The sequence below is a fragment of the Streptomyces sp. NPDC017202 genome (assembly GCF_044331705.1).
In the GTDB taxonomy this organism is placed as follows: Bacteria; Actinomycetota; Actinomycetes; order Streptomycetales; family Streptomycetaceae; genus Streptomyces.
Window position 1 is genome coordinate 517118 of the sequence record NZ_JBIRNP010000002.1, and the last position, 20800, is coordinate 537917.

24 protein-coding genes and 1 pseudogene are annotated in these 20800 nt (G+C 73.5%); 20 read left to right on the forward strand and 5 right to left on the reverse strand.

The window, feature by feature from the left end:
* The first annotated feature begins 32 nt into the window (after nucleotides 1-32).
* The 5 genes from ACH4N1_RS06580 (at nucleotide 33) to ACH4N1_RS06600 (ending at nucleotide 2612) form a co-directional block, all read left to right on the forward strand.
* A complete protein-coding gene (locus ACH4N1_RS06580; protein WP_398095266.1) occupies nucleotides 33-101 on the forward strand; it encodes a hypothetical protein in 69 nt (22 codons plus the stop codon).
* A gap of 16 nt (nucleotides 102-117) precedes the next feature.
* Nucleotides 118-339: a DUF397 domain-containing protein gene (locus tag ACH4N1_RS06585; protein ID WP_398094939.1), complete on the forward strand. Its 222-nt coding sequence runs from the start codon at nucleotides 118-120 to the stop codon at nucleotides 337-339.
* A 282-nt stretch (nucleotides 340-621) separates the two neighbouring features.
* Nucleotides 622-1494 carry a hypothetical protein gene (locus ACH4N1_RS06590; RefSeq protein ID WP_398094941.1) on the forward strand — a complete coding sequence of 291 codons (873 nt, stop codon included), beginning with the start codon at nucleotides 622-624 and terminating at the stop codon, nucleotides 1492-1494.
* An 85-nt stretch (nucleotides 1495-1579) separates the two neighbouring features.
* Complete coding sequence (locus ACH4N1_RS06595; protein WP_398094943.1) at nucleotides 1580-2236, forward strand: DUF433 domain-containing protein; 657 nt, start codon at nucleotides 1580-1582, stop codon at nucleotides 2234-2236.
* Entirely contained in the window at nucleotides 2226-2612 is a 387-nt protein-coding gene (locus ACH4N1_RS06600; protein ID WP_398094945.1) for a toxin-antitoxin system, toxin component, PIN family protein, read from the forward strand. The genes ACH4N1_RS06595 and ACH4N1_RS06600 overlap by 11 nt, the downstream gene beginning before the upstream one ends.
* Before the next feature lie 29 nt (nucleotides 2613-2641).
* On the opposite strand, the pseudogene ACH4N1_RS06605 reads toward ACH4N1_RS06600, so the two are convergent.
* The 3 genes and pseudogenes from ACH4N1_RS06605 to ACH4N1_RS06615 form a co-directional block, all read right to left on the reverse strand.
* A pseudogene (locus tag ACH4N1_RS06605) lies at nucleotides 2642-3079 on the reverse strand (aminotransferase class I/II-fold pyridoxal phosphate-dependent enzyme); the annotation flags it as partial.
* A gap of 76 nt (nucleotides 3080-3155) precedes the next feature.
* A complete protein-coding gene (locus tag ACH4N1_RS06610) occupies nucleotides 3156-3416 on the reverse strand; it encodes a Txe/YoeB family addiction module toxin (protein ID WP_398094946.1) in 261 nt (86 codons plus the stop codon).
* A gap of 9 nt (nucleotides 3417-3425) precedes the next feature.
* Nucleotides 3426-3683: a type II toxin-antitoxin system Phd/YefM family antitoxin gene (locus tag ACH4N1_RS06615; protein WP_392242423.1), complete on the reverse strand. Its 258-nt coding sequence runs from the start codon at nucleotides 3681-3683 to the stop codon at nucleotides 3426-3428.
* A gap of 117 nt (nucleotides 3684-3800) precedes the next feature.
* Here ACH4N1_RS06615 and ACH4N1_RS06620 point away from each other — a divergent pair, with 117 nt between their 5' ends.
* Nucleotides 3801-4028, forward strand: coding sequence for a type II toxin-antitoxin system RelE/ParE family toxin (locus ACH4N1_RS06620; protein ID WP_398094949.1), 228 nt, complete (start codon nucleotides 3801-3803; stop codon nucleotides 4026-4028).
* Between the two features lie 16 nt (nucleotides 4029-4044).
* On the opposite strand, the gene ACH4N1_RS06625 is transcribed toward ACH4N1_RS06620, so the two are convergent.
* Nucleotides 4045-5244 carry a pyridoxal phosphate-dependent aminotransferase gene (locus ACH4N1_RS06625; protein WP_398094951.1) on the reverse strand — a complete coding sequence of 400 codons (1200 nt, stop codon included), beginning with the start codon at nucleotides 5242-5244 and terminating at the stop codon, nucleotides 4045-4047.
* Nucleotides 5245-5386: 142 nt separating this feature from the next.
* On the opposite strand from ACH4N1_RS06625, the gene ACH4N1_RS06630 reads away from it, so the two are divergent.
* The 11 genes from ACH4N1_RS06630 to kynU all read left to right on the forward strand — a co-directional run bounded on the left by ACH4N1_RS06630 (nucleotide 5387) and on the right by kynU (nucleotide 16402).
* A complete protein-coding gene (locus ACH4N1_RS06630; RefSeq protein ID WP_398094953.1) occupies nucleotides 5387-5731 on the forward strand; it encodes a hypothetical protein in 345 nt (114 codons plus the stop codon).
* A 377-nt stretch (nucleotides 5732-6108) separates the two neighbouring features.
* Nucleotides 6109-6624: a DUF2617 family protein gene (locus ACH4N1_RS06635; RefSeq protein WP_398094954.1), complete on the forward strand. Its 516-nt coding sequence runs from the start codon at nucleotides 6109-6111 to the stop codon at nucleotides 6622-6624.
* A gap of 100 nt (nucleotides 6625-6724) precedes the next feature.
* Nucleotides 6725-8350 carry a polyamine aminopropyltransferase gene (locus ACH4N1_RS06640; protein WP_398094955.1) on the forward strand — a complete coding sequence of 542 codons (1626 nt, stop codon included), beginning with the start codon at nucleotides 6725-6727 and terminating at the stop codon, nucleotides 8348-8350.
* 128 nt (nucleotides 8351-8478) lie between these two features.
* The gene (locus ACH4N1_RS06645; protein ID WP_398094957.1) at nucleotides 8479-9414 is read left to right on the forward strand and encodes an SRPBCC domain-containing protein; all 936 of its coding nucleotides are present in this window, start codon (nucleotides 8479-8481) and stop codon (nucleotides 9412-9414) included.
* Nucleotides 9415-9556: 142 nt separating this feature from the next.
* Nucleotides 9557-10372, forward strand: a complete 816-nt coding sequence (locus ACH4N1_RS06650) for an aldose 1-epimerase (protein ID WP_398094958.1) — start codon at nucleotides 9557-9559, stop codon at nucleotides 10370-10372.
* A gap of 10 nt (nucleotides 10373-10382) precedes the next feature.
* Nucleotides 10383-10934: an orotate phosphoribosyltransferase gene (gene pyrE, locus ACH4N1_RS06655; RefSeq protein WP_366059052.1), complete on the forward strand. Its 552-nt coding sequence runs from the start codon at nucleotides 10383-10385 to the stop codon at nucleotides 10932-10934.
* A 146-nt stretch (nucleotides 10935-11080) separates the two neighbouring features.
* Nucleotides 11081-12112, forward strand: a complete 1032-nt coding sequence (gene fbaA, locus ACH4N1_RS06660; RefSeq protein WP_366059051.1) for a class II fructose-bisphosphate aldolase — start codon at nucleotides 11081-11083, stop codon at nucleotides 12110-12112.
* A gap of 89 nt (nucleotides 12113-12201) precedes the next feature.
* Nucleotides 12202-13692 carry an MFS transporter gene (locus ACH4N1_RS06665; RefSeq protein ID WP_398094961.1) on the forward strand — a complete coding sequence of 497 codons (1491 nt, stop codon included), beginning with the start codon at nucleotides 12202-12204 and terminating at the stop codon, nucleotides 13690-13692.
* Nucleotides 13693-13760: 68 nt separating this feature from the next.
* Entirely contained in the window at nucleotides 13761-14174 is a 414-nt protein-coding gene (locus ACH4N1_RS06670) for a DUF3151 domain-containing protein (RefSeq protein WP_398094963.1), read from the forward strand.
* Nucleotides 14175-14379: 205 nt separating this feature from the next.
* The gene (locus tag ACH4N1_RS06675; RefSeq protein WP_398094964.1) at nucleotides 14380-15210 is read left to right on the forward strand and encodes a tryptophan 2,3-dioxygenase family protein; all 831 of its coding nucleotides are present in this window, start codon (nucleotides 14380-14382) and stop codon (nucleotides 15208-15210) included.
* Nucleotides 15203-16402, forward strand: coding sequence for a kynureninase (gene kynU / locus ACH4N1_RS06680; protein ID WP_398094966.1), 1200 nt, complete (start codon nucleotides 15203-15205; stop codon nucleotides 16400-16402). Before ACH4N1_RS06675 ends, kynU begins: the two co-directional genes overlap by 8 nt.
* Nucleotides 16403-16425: 23 nt before the next feature.
* Here kynU and ACH4N1_RS06685 read toward each other — a convergent pair whose 3' ends face one another.
* Complete coding sequence (locus ACH4N1_RS06685) at nucleotides 16426-17034, reverse strand: TetR/AcrR family transcriptional regulator (RefSeq protein WP_398094968.1); 609 nt, start codon at nucleotides 17032-17034, stop codon at nucleotides 16426-16428.
* A gap of 208 nt (nucleotides 17035-17242) precedes the next feature.
* Between ACH4N1_RS06685 and ACH4N1_RS06690 the strand changes: the two genes are divergently transcribed.
* The 3 genes from ACH4N1_RS06690 (at nucleotide 17243) to ACH4N1_RS06700 (ending at nucleotide 20795) form a co-directional block, all read left to right on the forward strand.
* Nucleotides 17243-18172 (forward strand): alpha/beta hydrolase, encoded by a 930-nt coding sequence (locus ACH4N1_RS06690; RefSeq protein WP_398094970.1) that lies wholly within the window; start codon nucleotides 17243-17245, stop codon nucleotides 18170-18172.
* 249 nt (nucleotides 18173-18421) lie between these two features.
* Nucleotides 18422-19555, forward strand: coding sequence for an alpha/beta hydrolase (locus tag ACH4N1_RS06695; RefSeq protein ID WP_398094972.1), 1134 nt, complete (start codon nucleotides 18422-18424; stop codon nucleotides 19553-19555).
* Nucleotides 19548-20795, forward strand: coding sequence for an acyltransferase (locus ACH4N1_RS06700; RefSeq protein WP_398094974.1), 1248 nt, complete (start codon nucleotides 19548-19550; stop codon nucleotides 20793-20795). Before ACH4N1_RS06695 ends, ACH4N1_RS06700 begins: the two co-directional genes overlap by 8 nt.
* Nucleotides 20796-20800 lie beyond the last annotated feature (5 nt).

Consider the following 20800-nt stretch of genomic DNA (forward strand, 5'->3'; position numbering starts at 1 on the left):
TCCGTGACAGCAAGGTCCCGCAGGGCCCGGCGCTGTGCTTCGAGACCGCCGCCTGGGCGGCCTTCATAGGCGAGTTGAAGGCCGGGCAGCGCCGTCCCTGAGGAGAGGGCAACTACCGTGGCTCGAATCTCCCGTCCCGATCTGAACGGCGCCGTGTGGCGCAGGAGCAGCTACAGCAATCAGGAGGGGGGCGACTGCGTGGAGGTGGCCGACGGATTCCCGGGGGCCGTCGTCCCGGTCCGTGACAGCAAGGTCCCGCAGGGCCCGGCGCTGTGCTTCGAGACCGCCGCCTGGGCGGCCTTCATAGGCGAGTTGAAGGCCGGGCAGCGCCGTCGCTGAGGCGGCCGGGCCCCGGCCGCCGTCCGTGTTCCGGGCTCACCGGACCCTCGTCCGCGAGGGCCCGGTCGGCCGCTGACCTCCTGAAAGAACCGGGGGAAAGAACTACCCACCCACCCACCCTCCCCGGCCGCGAAGCCCGCGTCACCCGTCCGGGTGACCGGCTTGCAGGGGAGGGACACGGGCAGTTACGTTCGCCGCACAACCCCACACAGACGACGGCCCCCGGCCGGGACGGCAATCCCGAACGAGGGCCTGACCGATCAGGAAGAGACAGACTTCCCGATGGCTGACTCGCAGTCTAACGCGCGCCTGCGCGCCGACGCCGGAACACCGACCTCCGGCGTGATCCACGTCCGCACCCGCCTCACCGCCGACTTCACGGTGATCTCCAACGCCCTCGCCCAGCGGCGCGGCAGCGCGGTCACGGTCGGCGTCGCGGCGTACATCTCCTCCCTCCCCGACGGTTCCCCCGTGAGCATCGCCGCCCTGTGCGAGCACTTCAGCGAGGGCGAGATCCTCATCTCGCGGGCGCTCAGGGAACTGGAAGCCGCCGGACACCTGGAGCGCCGCCGCGAACGAACACCCTCCGGGCAGGTCCGCACCCGGACGTACTTCTACGACGTCCCCGGCGGCGCGCCGGGGCCCGACGGGCCTCCCGAGCCTCCGAAGCCGACCCGGCCCCGGAGGAGGCCCGCCGCGACGACCGTGCACGAAGCCGCACGGGAAACCGCGCAGCCGCCCGTACCGGCCGAGGCCGAGACGCCGGCCCCGCTCGCCGAGGCCGACCCCCGAGCCGTCGCCGTACTCGCCGCCCTGCGCCGGATCGACCCCCGCCTCGTCCTGTCCGAGCGGGAGGCCGCCCGCCTCGCCCCGGCGGTCACCCGGTGGCTCGCGGCGGGCCTCCTGCCCACGCACATCACGGACCACCTCACCGCCCGGCTCCCGAGCGAGTTCCTGACCCGCCCGGCCGGCATCCTCGCCTACCGGCTCAAGGAAACACCCCTGCCGCTACCGGCCAGAAGCACGGAACCCTCCGTACGACCGGCGGTCGCCCCCATGGTGAACTGCGACGGCTGCGACCGGGGAATGCGCACGGCCGAACACGACCGCTGCCGGGACTGCCGCGCCGAGGACGAACTCCGCGCGGCGGGCTGAGCCGATGACCGGGTGTGCGGTCCACCCGCAGGTGGCAGGTTTGTTGTGGCACGATGCGAAATCCGGTGCCAGGAGGAGGTGGGGCATGGTCGACAGGTTCAGGGACGGACTGCTCACCCCCGTGGAGACCGCGTCCTACCTCGAAATTCCGCAGTCGACTCTCGGTTCGTGGCTGAAGGGCCGGGCAGCCGGAGCGCCACTGGTCCACCAGGTCGAGCCGGTGCGGAAGGGGCAGCCTTCGGTGCCGTTCATCGCGGTCGCCGAGGCGCACGTCCTTCGTTCCCTGCGTTTCCTGGGGCTTCGCATGAGCGAGATCAGGGAGGCGGCCGCCGCCGTACGGGATGCTTTCGACACCCCCTACGGCCTCGTGTCGAAGCGGATCGCCACGGACGGCGTGGACATCTTCATCGAGCACGGCTGGGGGGATCTCCGCAGAGCCCGCGACGGCCAGGTCCCCATCCAGGCAGTGGTCTCCGACTATCTCCGCTACCTCACCTGGGAGCCGGGCGACGACTTCCCCTCCAGCCTGCGCCTGAGGCAGTACCCGGACTCCGTGCCCGTCGTGATCGATCCGAGGTTCGGCCACGGCCTCCCCGTGGTGGCCGCCAACCGCGTCACCGTGCAGGCCATCACAGACCTGTGGGAGGCCGGCGAAACCGTCGAGGACATCGCGTACGACTACGACATGACGCCTGAGCAGGTGGACGCGCTCTGCCGGGCAGTGGTGCACCTTGCCGCCTGAGTTCTCCCTCGACCGGAATCTCGGCCGCCGGGTCGCTGAAGGACTGAGGGATCACGGGTGGACCGTTCACCGCATCGGAGACGTCTTCCCCGACGACGGGCAGGACATCGCCGACGAGGACTGGATCGCGCACGGCCTCGACCGGTCGTGGGTCCCACTCTCGAAGGACGGACGGATCAAGACCCGGGACCTGGAGATCCGGCCCGTCCTGGAGCGCGAGGCAGTGCTCTTCTATCTCGACAACCAGCAGCTTCGCGCCGCCGAGATGATCGAACGTCTCGTGGCACACCGTGACGCGATCCATCGGGCTGTCGAGAAGGGCGGGCCGGCTGCCTACGCGGTGAGGAGCGACCGCATCGAGCGCACATGGCCGTAGCGGACGGTCGCCCCAGGGCGCCGACCGGTTCAGGACGCCAGTCGTAGCAAGCGTTCGGCTGCCTCTTGGAGGACCTCCTTCTTCTTGCAGAACGCGAACCGTACGAACGGGGCGCCCGCCTCGCGGTGGTCGTAGAAGACCGCGTCGGGGATGGCGACGACGCCCGCCCGTTCCGGGAGGGCGCGGCAGAAGGTGATGCCGTCCGTCTCGCCGAGGGGGCGGATGTCGGCGGTGACGAAGTACGTGCCCGCCGGGCGGTGGACCGTGAAGCCCGCCTTCGTGAGGCCGGCCGCGAGCAGGTCCCGCTTGGCCTGCATGTCCGTGCGGACGGCGTCGAAGTAGGTGTCGGGCAGGGCCAGGGCCTCGGCGACGGCTTACTGGAAGGGGCCGGACGCGACGTACGCCAGGTACTGCTTCGCCGAGCGCACCGCCGTCACCAGGCCCGGCGCCGCCGTCACCCAGCCCACTCCGTGTTCGCGCACCTATTCGTGCGCGGCGCGGGTCGGCTGGGAGAAGGGTGCTGTGCCCGACCTCCGAGTTCCGTCAGCTTTCGTAGTGGTAACGGCACTGCGCGATCAGGACGCCGTCCTCGGTGGCCTTGTAGACCAGTCGGTGCTCGTCGTTGATGCGGCGCGACCAGTACCCCTGGAATCCGTGCTTGAGCGGCTCCGGTTTGCCGATCCCCTCGTTGCCGTTCCGGGCGATGTCCGCGATGAGCGTATTGATGCGCTTGAGGGTCTTCCGGTCCTGAAGCTGCCACCACAGGTAGTCCTCCCAGGCGCGGGAGGAGAAGGTGATCTTCATTCCCGGCCTTTATTCTCCGGTCGCCAGCTCGCGCACGGTGCCGCCGCCGTTTTCCAGTTCGTCGATGGACGCGAGCAGGCGCCGGGCGTTCGCCGGGTTCCGCAGCAGGTACGCCGTCTCCTTCAGGGACTCGTAGTCCTCAAGGGAGACGATGACGACCGGCTCACGCCCGGCCCGGGTGATGACGACCTCTTCGCGGTCGTCGGTGACGGAGTTGAGCACCTCGGCGTACCGCGCGCGCGACTCGGAATACGACATGGTCTTCACGGTCGAACCTCCTCCAACGTACAAGAAATTGTACGTTGACCCTTGGGGTGTGGGCAAGCGCCGGAATGACGGCCGCGATCGGGTGCGCCTTCCGCGCGGAAGTTCCGCGCGGAAGGCGTGGCCGAACTCCGCAAGGTGCCGCGAGACATGGCCCTCCGCATTTTGGCCAAGCTGGCTGAGCTGGAGAACGACCCGATGGGATTCAACACCACGGCCCTCGTCTCTCAGCCCGACCGGCGGCGCCTACGAGTAGGCGACTACCGCGTGATCTACACAATCGACAACGGCGAGCTGGTGGTGTGGGCCGTACACGTCGGGCATCGCTCCACCGTCTACGACACCTGAGCGCTCCTGACGCGGATCAGCGCGCGAATGCCTTGCGGAGCCGTTCCGCCGCGTCCGCCAGCACCTCGACGCGTTTGCAGAACGCGAAGCGGATGTAAGGCGCGCCCGCCTCGCGGTGGTCGTAGAAGACCGCGTTGGGGATGGCGATGACTCCCGCCCGTTCCGGGAGGGCGCGGCAGAAGGTGATGCCGTCCGTCTCGCCGAGGGGGCGGATGTCGGCGGTGATGAAGTACGTGCCCTGTGGCCGGTGGACGCGGAACCCGGCTGCGCGCAGGCCGTCGCTGAGCAGGTCCCGCTTGGCCCGCATGTCTTCGCGGAAGCCGTCGAAGTACGCATCCGGCAGGCGCAGGGCCTCGGCGACCGCGTACTGGAAGGGTCCGGAGGCCACGTACGTCAGGAACTGTTTGGCCGAGCGGACGGCGGCGACGAGACCGGGGGCGCCGGTAACCCAGCCGACCTTCCAGCCCGTGAACGAGAACGTCTTGCCGGCGCTGCCGATCGTCACCGTCCGGTCCCGCATCCCCGGCAGCGTGGCCAGGGGCACGTGCTCGGCCCCGTCGAAGGCCAGGTGCTCGTACACCTCGTCGGTGACCACCAACAGGTCCCGTTCCAACGCCAGTTCGGCGATCGCGGTCAGCTCCTCGCGGGTGAGGACCGTGCCGGTCGGGTTGTGCGGGGTGTTGATCAGGAGGAGGCGCGTGCGGTCCGTCACCGCGTCGCGCAGTTCGTCCAGGTCGAGGCGGAACCGGGCCTGTGCGGGGTCGGGCCGCAGCGTCACCGGCACCCGCGTGGCGCCCGCCATGGCGATGCAGGCCGCATAGGAGTCGTAGTACGGCTCCAGGGCGACGACCTCGTCCCCCGGCTCCAGCAGGGCCAGCAGGGCGGCGGCGATCGCCTCGGTCGCGCCCGCGGTGACCAGGACCTCCGTGTCGGGGTCGAACGTCAGGCCGTAGCGGCGGTGCTGGTGCTCGGCGACCGCCGTGCGCAGCTCGGGGACGCCGGGGCCCGGCGGGTACTGGTTGCCGCGTCCGTCCCGCAGCGCCCGTACGGCCGCCTCGCGGATCTCCTCGGGCCCGTCCGTGTCCGGGAACCCCTGGCCGAGGTTGAGGGACCCGGTCCGCAGGGCCAGCGCGGACATCTCGGCGAAGACCGTCGTCCCGAACTCGGTGAGACGGCGGTTGAGGAAGGGGCGTGCGGTGGCGGTCATACCGGTCATCCTGCGCCGAAGCTCTGGACTTCCTCAAGTGTGCTTTGGCGGCCGGGGCGGCCGGGCATCCCCCGTGCACGCGCCGGTCGCACCGGTTGCGCGAGGCGCCCACGGGGGGCCGCTTCGGGGGATTCGGAAGGAGGGTGGAGCCATGGCAGTCGGCATCATCCTGGCGGTACTCGCAGTCGTCGTCCTGCTGGTGGTCGTCATCGTCACGGCCGTCCGCAGGAGCACCGCCGGATACCGGGGACCGTACCGGCCCGGCTCCCGTTCACGCGGGGGAGGCGGCAGCGGCGGGGACAGCGGCAGCAGCTGGTGGGCCGCCGGCGGCGGGGCCGCCGTGGCGTGCAGTTCCTCCTCGGGCGGCGACTCGGGCGGCGGGGACGGCGGCTCCCACTCGGGCGGCGGTCACTCCTGCGGCGGCGGATCCTCGTCGTCCTGCGGGGGCGGCTCGTCCTGCGGGGGAGGAGGCGGCGGATGCGGCGGAGGCAGCTGACACGGGGCAGCTGAGCTCCCGGGGGGAGCCGCATCCGGGCCGCGGGGCCGTCCCCTGACCGAAGGGCGCCCCGCGGTCGCACCATGCCCGGCGGGCGAGGCGCACGGGGGCGATCCGGGCCGTACCGCGCACGCCGGGGTTGAACAGTTGAGCTGTGGGGCCCTCTGAGGGATGGAAACCCCATGAAGTTGGGTAAAAACGCTGTGGTGTCGCCACAGTTCATGATTCCCTCTAAAACACCAACGCAGCCCCTCGGACCCCTCGGACGTCTCGCGCGGACGTCCTCCCCACGCCGGGCCGGCCGGGGCCGACCTCCCCCGGATTCACCGGGGTGCGCCGGACCTTTCCTCTTCTGTGCGTTCTAGCGGAGCCGAGTCATGCTCACGACCCTGACCACCTCCTACACCGACACGTGCGCGGCCGACCTGGCCTGGGCCCTGGGGCGTGAGCCACTGCCCGCCCTGGCCACCCTCGACCTCGAACTGTCCGGAGCCATAATCCAGTTGAGGCTGCTCGGTGCCTCGCACCAGGTGCTGCTGGAGGAGGAGCGGGGCTTCTGTTCCGAGACGGTCGCGTGCATCCCCGGCAGCAGCACCCCCCTCCCGCTCGGCGTGGCCAAACGGGTGGGTGACTGGGAGTACGAGTTCGCGGCCCGCGTCGAGACGCTGACGCCGGACCAGTTCGCGAGCCGGGCCCAGGAACTGCTGGCCCTGGTCTCCGACCACCCGCACGGCCTCGCGGGCGTCTTCCCGGGCAGCCCGCACGCCTTCACGGCCCTGCTCGCGCAGCGCCACGAGGGCCATGTGCACTGGCGGACCTGGCACGCCTACCCGCAGGACGGGCAACTGGTGGCGACCAGGACGCGGGTGAGCGCGAGAGTGCCGGCGCACTGAACCGCGCCTCGAAGCCTCAAACACGCGGCACCTGATCGACCGCGAATTCCACACGTGTGGGTGACAAAGGGTGTCCTAGTCGTCACGTAACGTCGCAGTCGTGATCGAACCGCACGCACCGGCCCCGCCCGGCGGAGCGCCCGGCGCGGCGCCCGGCGGAGCCCCGCCCGGTGCTCCGCACGGCGCCCCGCCCCGTGCTCCGTCCGGTGCTCCGCACGGCGTCCCACCCCGCGCCCCGTCCCGGCGCGGGCCCGCGCGGCTGCCCGTCCGGCCGGACACCGGACGGTTCCTGGTGCTCGCGTGCGTGTTCGTCTGCGCGGCCTGCGGTCTGGTGTACGAACTCGAACTGGTCGCCCTCGCCTCGTACTTGATGGGCGACTCGGTCACCCAGGCCTCCATCGTCCTGTCCGTCGTGGTGTTCGCGATGGGCATCGGCTCCCTCGCGGCCAAACGGCTGCGCCGCCTCGCCGCCGCCGGTTTCGCCGCCGTCGAGGTGGTCCTCGCCCTGGTCGGCGGCTGCAGCGCCATGGCCCTGTACGCCGTGTTCGCCTGGACGGGCGGCTGGGGCGGCCCGTGGGAGAACGGCCCGCGCGTCCTGCTCGTCGCCTTCTGCCTCACCATCGGACTGCTCATCGGCGCCGAGGTGCCGCTGCTGATGGAGCTGATCCAGCGCGTCCGCCGCCAGGACGCGGGCGGCGCGGTCGCCGACCTGTTCGCCGCGGACTACGTGGGCGCGCTGGTCGGCGGTCTGGCCTTCCCGTTCCTGCTGCTGCCCTTCCTGGGCCAGCTCACCAGCTCCCTGCTGACCGGCGCGGTCAACGTGATCGCCGGGAGCGCCCTCGTCCTCGGCCTGTTCCGCCGCGACCTCACCCGCCGCACCCGCCGGCTCCTCCTCGTCGCCAACGTCACCGTCCTCACCGTCCTCGCCTGCGCCGCCGTGCTCGTCGACGACTTCGAACAGGCGGCCCGCCACGCGGTCTACGGCGACGACGTCCGGGTCGCCCGGCACACCGGCGTCCAGGAGATCGTCCTCACCGGCGGCACCCGCGGCCGCTCCCTCGCCCTCTACCTCGACGGCCGGCTCCGCGGCGGCGGCCACGACCGGCTCCGCCACCACCGGGCCCTGGTCCGCCCCGCGACGGCCGGCCCGCACGCGCGCGTGCTCGTCCTCGGCGGCGGCGACGGACTGGCCGTCCGCGAGGTCCTCGACCGTCCCGGCACCCGCCGCGTCGACGTCGTCGACCTCGACCCCGCCCTGATCCGGCTGGCCCGCGCCGACCCCGGGCTCTCCCGGCTCAACGGCCACGCCATCGACGACCCACGCGTCCACGTCACCGTCGGCGACGTCTTCCGCCGGCTGCGCGAGACCCCGCCGGGCACCTACGACGTGGTGATCGCCGACCTGCCCGACCCCGGCATGACCGCCAGCACGAAGCTGTATTCCCAGGAGTTCTACGGCCTCGCCCGCCGCGCCCTGCGCCCGGGCGGCCGGCTCGCGGTCCACGCCGGCCCGGTGGACGTCCGGCCGTACACCTTCTGGACGGTCGAGACGACGATGCGCGCGGCGGGCCTGCGCACCGCCCCCTACCGGGCCGAGGGCGGCTGGGGCATCGTCCTGGCCGCGGCCGGGACCCGCCCCGACCTGCGGCTCGGCCCCGGCGAACGGGCGCTGCGGGCGGGCCCGTCCGGCCTGCGGTCCTCCACCCTGGTCCACCCGCGCCACTGAGCGCGCCTCCCCCCCTCGTCCACCCGCGCCACCGGGCGCGCGCAGGGTACGCCCGGCCGGTGCGCGGGTGGCGCCGATCCAGGTTTCGGCGGGTGCATTCCCGGAAGCGCTGGGTAGGCTCCGCCCTTATGGAGCATGAGGTGTTCGTTCCGGTTCCGGCAGGGCGGCTGCGGGCGGCCCTCGCCGACCCCGCGCGGGTGGCCCGGGCCCTGCCCGGCTTCCAGCAGGACGCGGGCACCGAGCCCGTCGCCGGCCGGCTGAAGCTGCGCGTCGGCGGCCACACCATCACCTACCGCGGCTCCCTGCGCGTCACCGCCCGCGAGGACGGCGGGTACGCCGTCGAGGGCGGCGCCACCGAGGCCCGCGGCTCCGGGACGGTCGAACTCGCGCTCACCCTGGTCCTGCGGGAGACCGACGGGGCCACCACGCTCCGCTTCGCGGGTACGGCGACGGCGGGCGGCCGGATCGCGGAACTCCCGGCGGACGCCGTGGACTCGGCGGCCGTACGCCTGCTGGACCGGTGGGCGGAGAACCTCGGAGCGGATGCCGCGGAGGCCGGGTCGGCGACCGGGGAACCTCCCGCCGCGGCCACCGTCACCGAGGCCGAGGTCCCCCCGCCGGCACCAGCCGCTCTGGACTCCGTGAACGGGACGGCCGACGCGGACGAGCTGGACGAGCTGGACGACCCGGAAGACCTGGAGGACATCGACGGCCTCGACGAGCTGGAGGACGTCGACGGCCTCGACGACGCCGACGTCGACGTCCTCGACGACGCCGACGACGTCGAGGACGTGCTCGAAGTGGGCCCCACGGACGGGGTGGACGCCGTCGCCGGGTTCCCGGACCCCGGCGTTCCCCCGGCCGAGGCCGCGCACGCGCGCCGCACGATGATCGGACGCAGCGCGGAGGAGGTGGACCACGCCCCGCCGCGCGGCCGGTACGCCCCGGTCCCGGCGCCGCAGACCGTCGTCCGGGACAACGCCCTGCGCTGGGCGGCCCCCGCGGCCGCGCTGGCGGTCGCGTCGGCGATCGTGGTCGGCCGGGCGCTGCGGCGACGCCGGTGACCCGAAAGCCGCGCCGGTAAGCCGAAAGCCGTGCCGGTGACCTGAAAGCGGCGCCGCCGCTGTCCCGAACGACGCGGCCCCGGTGACCGGAACGCCGCGGTGACACCCGACGTCCCCTTGATCACCTCGATAGGGTCGTCCCGTGAGCGACGAAGACTTCACGCTGACCGCGGGAGACGCGGAGGTGACCGTCCGGCCCGGCAACGGCGGGCGGGTCGGAGGGCTGCGGGTCGGCGGGGCGGAGCTGCTGCGGCAGGGCGAACGCTTCGGATGCTTCCCGATGGTGCCCTGGTGCGGTCGGATCAGGGACGGCCGCTTCCGGGACGGCGCGGACGTGCACCAGATGCCGCTCAACGCCCCGCCGCACGCCATCCACGGCACCGTCCGCGACGGCGCCTGGAAGGTGGCCCGCAGGTCGGCGGACGAGGCGGTCCTGACGTACGACCTGGTCGACCCCTGGCCCTACCCCGGCCGGGTCACGCAGATCGTCGCGCTGACCGAGGACGCGCTGACGCTGTCCATGGCGGTGGAGACGTACGGCTCGTCGTTCCCGGCGCAGATCGGCTGGCACCCCTGGTTCAACCGGAACCTCGGCGCCGGGACCGGCGGGACCGGCGGGACCAGTGAGGACGTGGAGGTCGCCTTCGCCCCCGCCTGGCAGGAGGAGCGCGGCGCGGACCACCTGCCGACCGGCAACCGGATCGAGCCGAAACCCGGCCCCTGGGACGACTGCTTCGGCATGCCCGGCGGCGTCTCCGTGTCCCTCACCTGGCCGGGCCGGCTCCGGCTGGAGGTGACGAGCCGGGAGAAGTGGGTCGTCGTCTACGACGAGCAGGAGGCCGCCGTGTGCGTGGAACCGCAGACCGGCCCGCCCGACGGCCTGAACACCCTCCCGCGCCTGGTCACACCCCTGGAGCCGCTGGAGGCCACGACCACCTGGTCCTGGACCCGCCTCTAAGCTGAGGGGCATGACGGACGACGTACGCGGCGCGCTGCTGCAGCAGATCAAGGACAAGGCCGTGGTGCACGGCAAGGTGACCCTCTCCTCGGGTCTGGAGGCCGACTACTACGTCGACCTGCGCCGCGTCACCCTCGACGGCGAGGCCGCCCCGCTGGTCGGGCAGGTGCTGCTCGACCTGACCGCCGAGCTGGACTTCGACGCGGTGGGCGGGCTGACCATGGGCGCCGACCCCGTCGCCGGCGCGATGCTGCACGCCGCCGCCGCGCGGGGCCGCAGGCTGGACGCCTTCGTCGTGCGCAAGGCGGCGAAGGCGCACGGGATGCAGCGGCGCGTCGAGGGCCCCGAGATCAAGGGCCGCCGGGTCCTGGTCGTCGAGGACACCTCGACCACCGGCGGGTCGCCGCTGACCGCCGTGGAGGCCGTGCGGGAGGCGGGCGCCGAGGTGGTGGCCGTGGCGACCATCGTGGACCGGGCGACCGGCGCAGCGGAGAAGATCGAGGCGGGCGCCGGCGTGCCCTACCTGTTCGCCTTCTCGAAGGATGAACTGGGGCTGGACTGACGACCCGGTATGACCTGGACTTGACCGGCGCACGGACCGGCCGCGCAGGTCTGGAAAGATGGGCGCGACGACGACGTCGAACCCCAAGGTCTAGGTCAGGGCCGTAAGACTCAGAACGCCAACCCGCACACCCAAGGAGCGGACGAATGCCCATCGCAACCCCCGAGGTCTACAACGAGATGCTCGACCGGGCGAAGGCAGGCAAGTTCGCCTACCCGGCCATCAACGTCACCTCGACCCAGACCCTGCACGCGGCTCTGCGCGGCTTCGCCGAGGCGGAGAGCGACGGCATCATCCAGATCTCCACCGGCGGCGCCGAGTTCCTGGGCGGCCAGTACAGCAAGGACATGGTGACCGGCGCCGTCGCCCTCGCGGAGTTCGCGCACATCGTCGCCGAGAAGTACCCGGTCACGGTCGCCCTGCACACCGACCACTGCCCGAAGGACAAGCTCGACGGGTACGTGCGTCCGCTGCTGGAGATCTCCCGCAAGCGCGTCGAGGCCGGCCTCGGCCCGCTGTTCCAGTCCCACATGTGGGACGGCTCCGCCGAGACCCTCGCCGACAACCTCTCCATCGCGCAGGAACTGCTGGCGAAGGCCCGCGCCGCGCGGATCGTCCTCGAGGTCGAGATCACCCCGACCGGCGGCGAGGAGGACGGCGTCTCGCACGAGATCAACGACTCCCTCTACACGACGGTCGACGACGCGCTGCGCACCGCCGAGGCCCTCGGCCTGGGCGAGAAGGGCCGCTACCTGCTCGCCGCGTCCTTCGGCAACGTGCACGGCGTGTACAAGCCGGGCAACGTCGTGCTCCGCCCCGACCTGCTGAAGGAGCTCAACGACGGCGTCGCGGCCAAGTACGGTCAGCCGGCCGGCAGCAAGCCCTTCGACTTCGTCTTCCACGGCGGCTCCGGCTCCTCCGCGGAGGAGATCGCGACCGCGCTGGAGAACGGCGTCGTCAAGATGAACCTCGACACGGACACGCAGTACGCCTTCACGCGTCCCGTCGTCGACCACGTGTTCCGCAACTACGACGGCGTCCTCAAGGTCGACGGCGAGGTCGGCTCCAAGAAGACCTACGACCCGCGGACCTGGGGCAAGCTGGCCGAGGCCGGCATGGCCGCGCGCGTCGTCGAGGCCACGCAGAACCTGCGCTCGGCGGGCACGAAGATCAAGTAACGGCCCGCCGGCCGGATCCTTCCCGGTCCGCGACGCCGTACCCCGCGAGCCCGGTGCTTCCGCGCCGGGCTCGCGGTATACCTGGGACCATGCCCGACGTCCGGCTGGCCTCGCCCCAGGGCAGGTGGATCCTGCTCACCACGGTTCTCGGCTCCAGCATGGCCATGCTGGACTCGACCGTCGTCAACATCGCCCTGCCCCGCATCGGCCGCGACCTGGACGCCGACCTCGCCGCCCTCCAGTGGACCTCCAACGCCTACCTGGTCACCCTGGCCGGGCTGATCCTGCTCGGCGGCTCCCTCGGCGACCGCTACGGCCGGCGCAAGGTCTTCGTGGTGGGCGTGGTCTGGTTCGCCGCGGCCTCCCTGCTGTGCGGACTCGCCCCGAACGCCGGCGTGCTGATCGCCGCCCGCGCCCTCCAGGGCGTCGGCGGCGCCCTCCTCACCCCCGGCTCCCTCGCCCTCATCCAGGCCTCCTTCCACCGCGACGACCGCGGCCGGGCCGTGGGCCTGTGGTCCGGCTTCGGGGGCATCGGCGCGGCCGTGGGACCCTTCCTGGGCGGCTGGCTGGTGGACGGCCCCGGCTGGCGCTGGGTGTTCCTGCTCAACGTGCCGCTCGCCGTGCTGTGCGTACCGGTCGCCCTGCGGCACGTCCCCGAGTCGGGCGACGGGAGGGCGCACGGCCGCTTCGACGTCCTCGGCGCGGTCCTGGGCGCCGTCGCCCTCGCGCTCGTGACGTACGCGCTGATCGAGGCGGGCGGGGGGTCGGTGACCGTGGCGGTGGCGGCGGTGGCCGGCCTCGCCGCCGCGGTGGCCTTCGTGCAGGTCGAGCGGCACCGACCCGACCCGATGATGCCGCCCGGCATCTTCGCCTCCCGCCAGTTCACGGCCGTCAACCTGGTCACCCTGTGCGTGTACGCGGCCCTCGGCGGCTTCTTCTTCCTGTCCGCGCTCCAGCTCCAGGTCGTGGCCGGCTACTCCGCCCTCGGCGCGGGTACGGCCCTGCTGCCGACGACCGTCCTGATGCTGCTGCTCTCCGCCCGCTCCGGTCAGCTGGCCGAACGGATCGGCCCGCGTGTCCCGCTCACCGCCGGCCCGCTGCTGGCCGCGGCCGGGATGCTGCTGATGCTCCGGGTTGGCCCCGGCGCCTCCTACGCCGCCGACGTCCTGCCCGCCGTCCTGGTGCTCGGCCTCGGTCTGGTCACCCTGGTCGCCCCCCTGACCGCGACCGTCCTGGCCTCGGTCGACGTCTCCCGCGCGGGCCTGGCCAGCGGCATCAACAACGCGGCGGCGCGCGCGGCGGGCCTCCTCGCGGTGGCCGCGCTGCCCCTGCTGACCGGGATGGGCGCGGAGGCGTACCGCTCGGCCGACGCCTTCGACGACGCGTTCGGGCAGGCCATGCTGTGGTGCGCGGGGGCACTGGTCGTCGCCTCGCTGATCGCCTTCACGACCGTGCGCCGCCCGCCCCCGGACTGCCGCCGCCCGGAGTGCAGGACCCACGGGGCCGTCCTGGCACCCCCGCTGGAGGGCAAGCGGGCGTCGGCGCGGCTGCCGGCGGAGCCCGCGGACCCGGAGAGCTGAAGGGGGGCGCGAGGGCAGGGGCGCGACCCCGTCGGCGCGAACCCCGGCGGGTCCTCCAGACTGGACCCATGTCCATTCACGAGAACCTGCTCGGGGGACCGCCCCCGACCCACCTGCCCGACGACCCCGCGCCCCGCGAACTGCTCGCGGCCGGCACGGCCCCCGCGGACGTCGCCGCGAAGTACCCCACGTCCTCCCTGGCCTGGGCCCGGCTCGCCGACGACGCGTTCGAGCGCGGCAGCGTGGTGGAGTCGTACGCCTACGCCCGCACCGGCTACCACCGCGGCCTGGACAGCCTGCGCCGCAGCGGCTGGAAGGGCCACGGGCCGGTGCCCTGGGAACACGAGCCGAACCGCGGCTTCCTGCGCGCCCTGCACGCCCTCGCCCGCGCCGCCGGGGCGATCGGCGAGCAGGAGGAGCACGAGCGCTGCACGCAGTTCCTGAAGGACTCCTCGCCGGTGGCGGCCCAGACGCTGGGCTAGTTCCCGGCCGCTCCCGGGCTGCCCCTGGGCCGGTCCCGGGCCGAGTCCCGGCCGGCCCCTTCGGGGTACGGGCCCGCCCGGTGTGATCGGGCGGGCCTTGCACTTTCGGGTGACGATTGCGGAAGATGCCCCCTGGGGACCGGGGCCCCCGTGTCGGTAACGGCAGGGGCGGACCGCTACCCGGAGTACATATCAGGAGACAGCGATGTCCCATGAGGCTCACGAGCCCGAGACCCCGCATCTCGACTTCGCAGGCACGACGCCGTACGAGGACTACGTCAAGGCGGACGTGCTCACCCACCTCCAGCACACCCTCTCCGACGACCCCGGAGAGATGGTCTTCCTGGTCACGACCCAGGTGATGGAGCTGTGGTTCACGGTGATCGTCCACGAGTGGGAGACCGCGGCCGGCTCCCTGCGCCGGGACGACGTGCCGACGGCCGTCGCCGCGCTGAAGCGCTCCGTGCGCGAGCTGGAGGCGCTGAACGCCTCCTGGAAGCCGCTCGGACAGCTCACGCCGGCCCAGTTCAACTCCTACCGCGGCGCGCTGGGCGAGGGCTCCGGCTTCCAGTCCGCGATGTACCGCCGCATGGAGTTCCTGCTCGGCGACAAGTCCGCGTCGATGCTCGTCCCGCACCGCGGCGCCCCGCGCGTCCACGCCGAGCTGGAGAAGGCGCTGCACGAGCCGAGCCTCTACGACGAGGTCCTGCGGCTCCTCGCCCGGCGCGGGCACGCCGTGCCCCAGGCCGTGCTGACGCGTGACGTCTCCCGGCGCTACGAACCGTCGCCGCAGGTGGAGGCGGTGTGGACCGCCCTCTACGCGGGCGACGAGTCCGACGAACTCGCGCGCCTGGGCGAGGCGTTGACCGACGTCGCCGAGCTGGTGTGGCGCTGGCGCAACGACCACCTCGTCGCCACCCGGCGCGCGATGGGCGCCAAGACGGGCACCGGCGGTTCGGCCGGCGTGGCCTGGCTGGAGAAGCGCGCGCGGAACAACGTCTTCCCCGAGCTGTGGACGGCGCGTTCCCATGTCTGATCTCCGGTCCGATCTCTCCCGCAGAGCCCGTGAGCTGGACTCCGCCGACGAACTGGCGAACAAGCGCAAGGAGTTCGTCCTCGACGAGGTCGTCTACCTCGACGGCAACTCGCTGGGCGCGCTGCCCGTGTCCGTCCCCGGGCGGCTGGACGACGTCGTCCGCCGCCAGTGGGGCGAACTGCGCATCCGCTCCTGGGACGAGAGCGGCTGGTGGACCGCGCCCGAGCGGATCGGCGACCGGATCGCCCCGCTGGTGGGCGCGGACGCCGGGCAGATCGTCGTGGGCGACTCCACCAGCGTCAACGTCTTCAAGGCGCTGGTGGGCGCGGTGCGGCTGGCGGGGGAGGAGCGGGACGAGATCCTCGTCGACGCGACCACCTTCCCCACCGACGGCTACCTCGCGGAGTCGGCGGCCCGGCTCACCGGCCGTACGCTGCGGCCGGTGACCCCGGCGGAGGTGCCGGCGGCCCTGTCGGACCGTACGGCCGCGGTGCTGCTCAACCACGTCGACTACCGCACCGGCCGGCTGCACGACCTGCCCGCCCTCACCGCCGCCGTGCACGCGGCGGGCGCGATCGCCGTCTGGGACCTGTGCCACAGCGCGGGCGCGCTGCCGGTCGGCCTCGACGAGCACGGCGTGGACCTCGCGGTCGGCTGCACCTACAAGTACCTGAACGGCGGCCCCGGCGCACCGGCGTACCTGTACGTGCGGCGTGCGCACCAGGGCCGCTTCGACTCCCCGCTGCCGGGCTGGAACTCGCACGCCGAACCGTTCGGCATGCGCCCCGCCTACGAACCCGCCCCGGGCGCCCTGCGCGGGCGCGTCGGCACCCCGGACATCCTGTCCATGCTCGCCCTGGAGGCGGCGCTGGAGGTCTGGGAGGGCGTGTCCGTCGACACGGTCCGCGCCAAGTCCCTCGCCCTGACGGACTTCTTCCTGGAGTGCGTCGCGGCGTACGTCCCCGACGGCACGGTGGAGTGCCTCACTCCCCGCCCGCACGAGCAGCGGGGCAGCCAGATCGCGCTGCGCTGCGACGGGGCGGACGAGGTGATGCGCCGCCTGATCGCCCGCGGGGTGGTCGGCGACTTCCGCCGGCCGGACGTGCTGCGCTTCGGTTTCACCCCGCTGTACGTGGGATTCGAGGACGTGGAGCGGGCGGCGCGGATCCTGGGGGAGGTGCTGGGGAGCTAGCTCCTCCTCTCCCGCCGGTCCGGTCACCCGGCAAGGACGTACACCCCTGCCGCGGCGGCGGCGTGCGCGGCGCGCGCGGCCCGCTCCGCGGCAGGGGCGTCCGGCACCACCCCCGCGGTCAGCCACTCGTAGTACAGCGGTGCCGAGACCGCCCGCACCACCGCCCCCGCGTCGGTCCCCGCGGGCAACTCCCCGCGTGCGACCGCCTGTTCCACGCACGGCGCCCACTCGGCGACCCGCACCGCGTAGAACCGCCGCAACGCCTGCGCCGTACGCGCGTCACAGGCCGCCGCCGCGATCACCGCCCGGAACAGCGCCCCCTGCCGGACGTCGGCCAACGTCCGCTGCACGAGACCTGCGTTGGCCAGCAGATCGGTCAGCACCGCCCCGGTCTCCGCGCGGGGCGACGACGTCTCCGCCATCTCGGCGAGGAGATCGGCGACCAGTCCCGTCACGGACCCCCACCGCCGGTACACGGTCGTCTTCCCGACCTCCGCGCGCCGTGCGACGTCCGCGAGGTCGAGCCGGTCGAAACCCTCCTCGACCAGGACGTCCCCGGCCGCCCGCAGCACGGCGGCACGCACACGTGCGGTGCGCCCTCCGGGACGCACCGTGCCGGGTTCGGCGGACATGACGGCCTCCTTGGCGCACGTACGGGCGACGTCCCGCGCAGGACGCCAGCGTAACGAAACAGCGGAACCGTTTGACCCTCACCGAGCGTGACATCCGCGTGTCCGTGCACGTCACCGGCCTGATACCGTCCCCGCCAACGGCCGGATCCCCACCGGGGCCGCCAGAACCGTTCCGTCCAATTCCGTTTTGCCGCTGAGAGGTTGGAGCATGCCGGACGACGCCGTCGCAGCCCGGGCCGCCGCCGAGGAGGAGTCGGCCTTCTCGCACCCGGCGGTCGAGCCCGACGCCACCGCCGCCTACGGCGACCATCCCGACCAGCTGATCGACTTCTACGCCCCGCGCGGCGCGACCGGCCCCGCGCCGCTGGTGGTCGTCCTGCACGGAGGGGCGTGGCGGGCGCCGTACGACCGCCGGCACCTCACGCCGTTCGCGGACTTCCTGACGCGGCGGGGCTTCGCCGTGGCCAACGTGGAGTACCGGCGGGGCGCGGCTGTCTCCGGGGGCGCGGCCGCCGGTGGCACGGTCTCCGCCGGCGCGGTCTCCGGTGGTACGCCGGGCGGGGTGACGGTGACGGCGGCGGGCCGCTGGCCCGACACCTTCGACGACGTCGCCGCCGCGCTGGACGCGCTGCCCGCCCTCGTCCGGGGGGCCCTGCCGCAGGCGGACACCCGCCGCACGGTGCTCACCGGCCACTCGGCGGGCGGCCACCTGGCGCTGTGGGCCGCGGCCCGGCACGTCCTGCCGGCCGGCGCGCCCTGGCGCGTCGACGGGCCGCCCCCGCTGCGCGGCGTGGTCGCCCTCGCACCGATCGCCGACTTCGGGGTCGCGGAGAAGCTCGACGTGTGCGGTGGCGCGGTGCGGCAGCTCCTCGGCGGCGAGGCGCACGCCGGCGAGCGGCGGCCGTACGCCGACCCCGCGCTGCTGCTGCCGACCGGCATCGCGACGACCCTGGTCCAGGGCCGCACCGACCTGATCGTCCCGGAGGCCGTCGCCGAGTCGTACGCGGACGCGGCGGCGAAGGCGGGCGAGGTGGTGGGCCTGACGCTCCTGGAGGACGTCGGCCACTTCCCGCTGATCGACCCGGTGGCGGACGCGTGCGCGGTGGTGGCGGAGGAGATCGCGCAGCTGGCGTGGTGAGGGGGCGGCGGGTCTGTGGTGAGGGGGACGGCGGGTCTGCGGGCTGCGGGCTGCGGGCTGCGGGTCTGCGGGTCTGCGGGTCTGGGGGTCTGCGGGTCTGCGGTGAAGCGTCCCTGTCATACCCCTAGTACCTGAGAGCTACCTCCGAGGACAGCCCTTCGGCGGGACGCGAGCGACGACCGCTGATCCGTAACTTCCCCACCAGGGACGCCCGATGGCCGGGCGGACCGGTCGGGGAGGGACGGGGCGATGGGGGTCGAAGCGGGGCGGTTCACCGAACGGCGGCTCGGTGGGAGCGGATCGGATGGTGCGGCAGGCGGCGGGCTGGGGCGTGAACGTGCGCCCGGCCGTGAGCGTCCGCCGGCCCGTTCCCCGCGCTGGGTCCGTGCCCTTCTCGCCGGCCTCGTCACCGCCGCCGTCGTGGTCCCCCTCATGGCCGCGGTCCGGCCGGGCATCCCCGCCCCGGACCCCGCCGATCTCGCTCCGGTGACGGCGTCGACGCTGGAGGAGGCGTACGCGGCCAACCGGGCCAACGCCGAACTGGCGGCCCGTACGGCGGCCGGGCACGGGGACCGGCACCGCGCCGCCGCCGACCGGGCGCTCGCGGTTCCCTCCCGCAGACTCCTCTTCTTCGACGGCCGCGGGTCCGGCCGGGTGGCCGAGGTCTTCGGCGACCTGGCCCACACGGGCCGCGTCGCCGTCCTGGTGCCCGGCTCGGACACCTCGCTGGACACCTACGAGCGCTTCCACACGGCCGCGGCGGCACTGCACCGAGGGCTCACCCGACAGGCCCCGGCCGGCACCGGCACCGGCACCGGCAGCGGCAGCGGCACCGGCACCGGCAGCGGCACCGGCAGCGGTACCGCGGTGGTGGCCTGGCTCGGCTACACCACTCCGGCGACCGTCAGCACCACCGCCATCACCCCGGACCGGGCCGACGAAGCCGCCCCGGACCTGCGGGAGTTCGTGCGTGGGCTCCGCGGCCTCACCGGCCCGGCCTCCCGGATCACCCTCCTGTGCCATTCGTACGGCTCGGTGGTGTGCGGGCGGGCCGCCGACGGCCTGGACGCGGACGACCTGGTCCTCCTCGGCAGTCCGGGCACGGGCACGGGCGCGGACTCGGCGGCGGACCTGCGTACCCGCGCGCGGGTGTGGGCGGCCCGGGGCAGCGACGACTGGGTGGCGGAGGTCCCGCACACCGCCGTCGCACTGCTCGGCACGACGGTCGGTTTCGGCACGGACCCGGTGTCCCCGGACTTCGGCGCCCGCGTGTTCTTCGCCGGGGACGGCGGCCACAGCGACTACTTCCGGCCGGGCTCGGCCTGCCTGGCCAACCTCGTCCGGATCGTCCTCGGCGAGACCTCGGAGGTCACCCGTGCGTGAGACGAACACGGTCCGTCCCCGGGGGCGGCGCACCCTCCCGATCCGTGCCGGGATACGGAGGGCGGCAGACCGGCTCGACGCGGGCACCCCGCCCGAGCGGGACCGGGCCGTCGACGCCCTGCGCGCCTTGGCGGTCCTCGGTGTCGTGCTCGGCCACTGGTTGGTGACCGCACTCGTCGCCGACGGCGGCACCCTGCGCGCCGCCAGCCCGCTGGACCCCATGTCCTGGCTGGCCCCGGTGTCCTGGGCGTTCCAGACACTCGCCGTGTTCTTCATGGTGGGCGGCCATGTCGCGACGAGAAGTCACACCTCGGCCCGCGCGCGGGGCGTGACGTACGGCGGCTGGCTGCGGGCCCGGCTGACCCGGCTTTTCACGCCCGTGGCAGCCATGACGGGCGTGTGGGCGGTGGTCGCGGTCTGCCTGCTGCTGGGCGGCGCCTCCTTCACCACCGTGCACACGATGGTGAAGCTGGCGCTGTCACCCCTGTGGTTCCTGCTGGTGTTCGCGGCGCTCACGGCGGCGACCCCGCTGCTGGTCCGGCTCAACCCGCTGTGGCCGCTGGCCGTCGTCCTGCACGTGGATCTGGTCCGCTTCGGCCTCGGCGGCCCGGCATGGCTCGGCTGGGTCAACCTGGCGGCGGGCTGGCTCGTGCCCTACACCCTGGGCGCGGCCTGGACGCGTGGGGAGTTGGAGCGCCGGCGCGCGGGCGGGCTCCTGTGCGCCGGCGGGGCCGTGGCGACGGCGGTCCTGGTGGTCTGGGCGGGCTATCCGGCGTCGATGGTCGGCGTGCCCGGCGCCGCGCTCTCCAACCTCAACCCGCCGACCCTCGCGGCCGTCACCTTCGGCCTCGCCCAGTGCGGTGCCGCCCTGCTGCTGCGTGACCGGCTGCGGCGGGCCATGCGCGGGCCGGTGGCCTGGGCGGCGGTGGCCCTGGTGAACCTCTCCGCGATGACGGTGTTCCTCTGGCATCAGACGGCTCTGATGGCGACCACGGCCACCGGCCTCCTGGTGGGCCGCCTGCCCGGCCTGCACACCGTGCCGGACGGCCTGGACTGGGTCGCGGCCCGGCTCCTGTGGCTGCCGGTCTTCGTCGCGGTGCTGGCCGTGTGCCGGGAGGCCTTCCACGGCTTCGAGAACCGCGGCGTGCGGCGCCCGCGGACGGCTCCGGCCCCCTCGAGGGTGGTGCGGGTCGGACGGCTGCCGGAAGCACCGGAACTGCGGAAGGCCGGTCGTGCTTAAGGTGG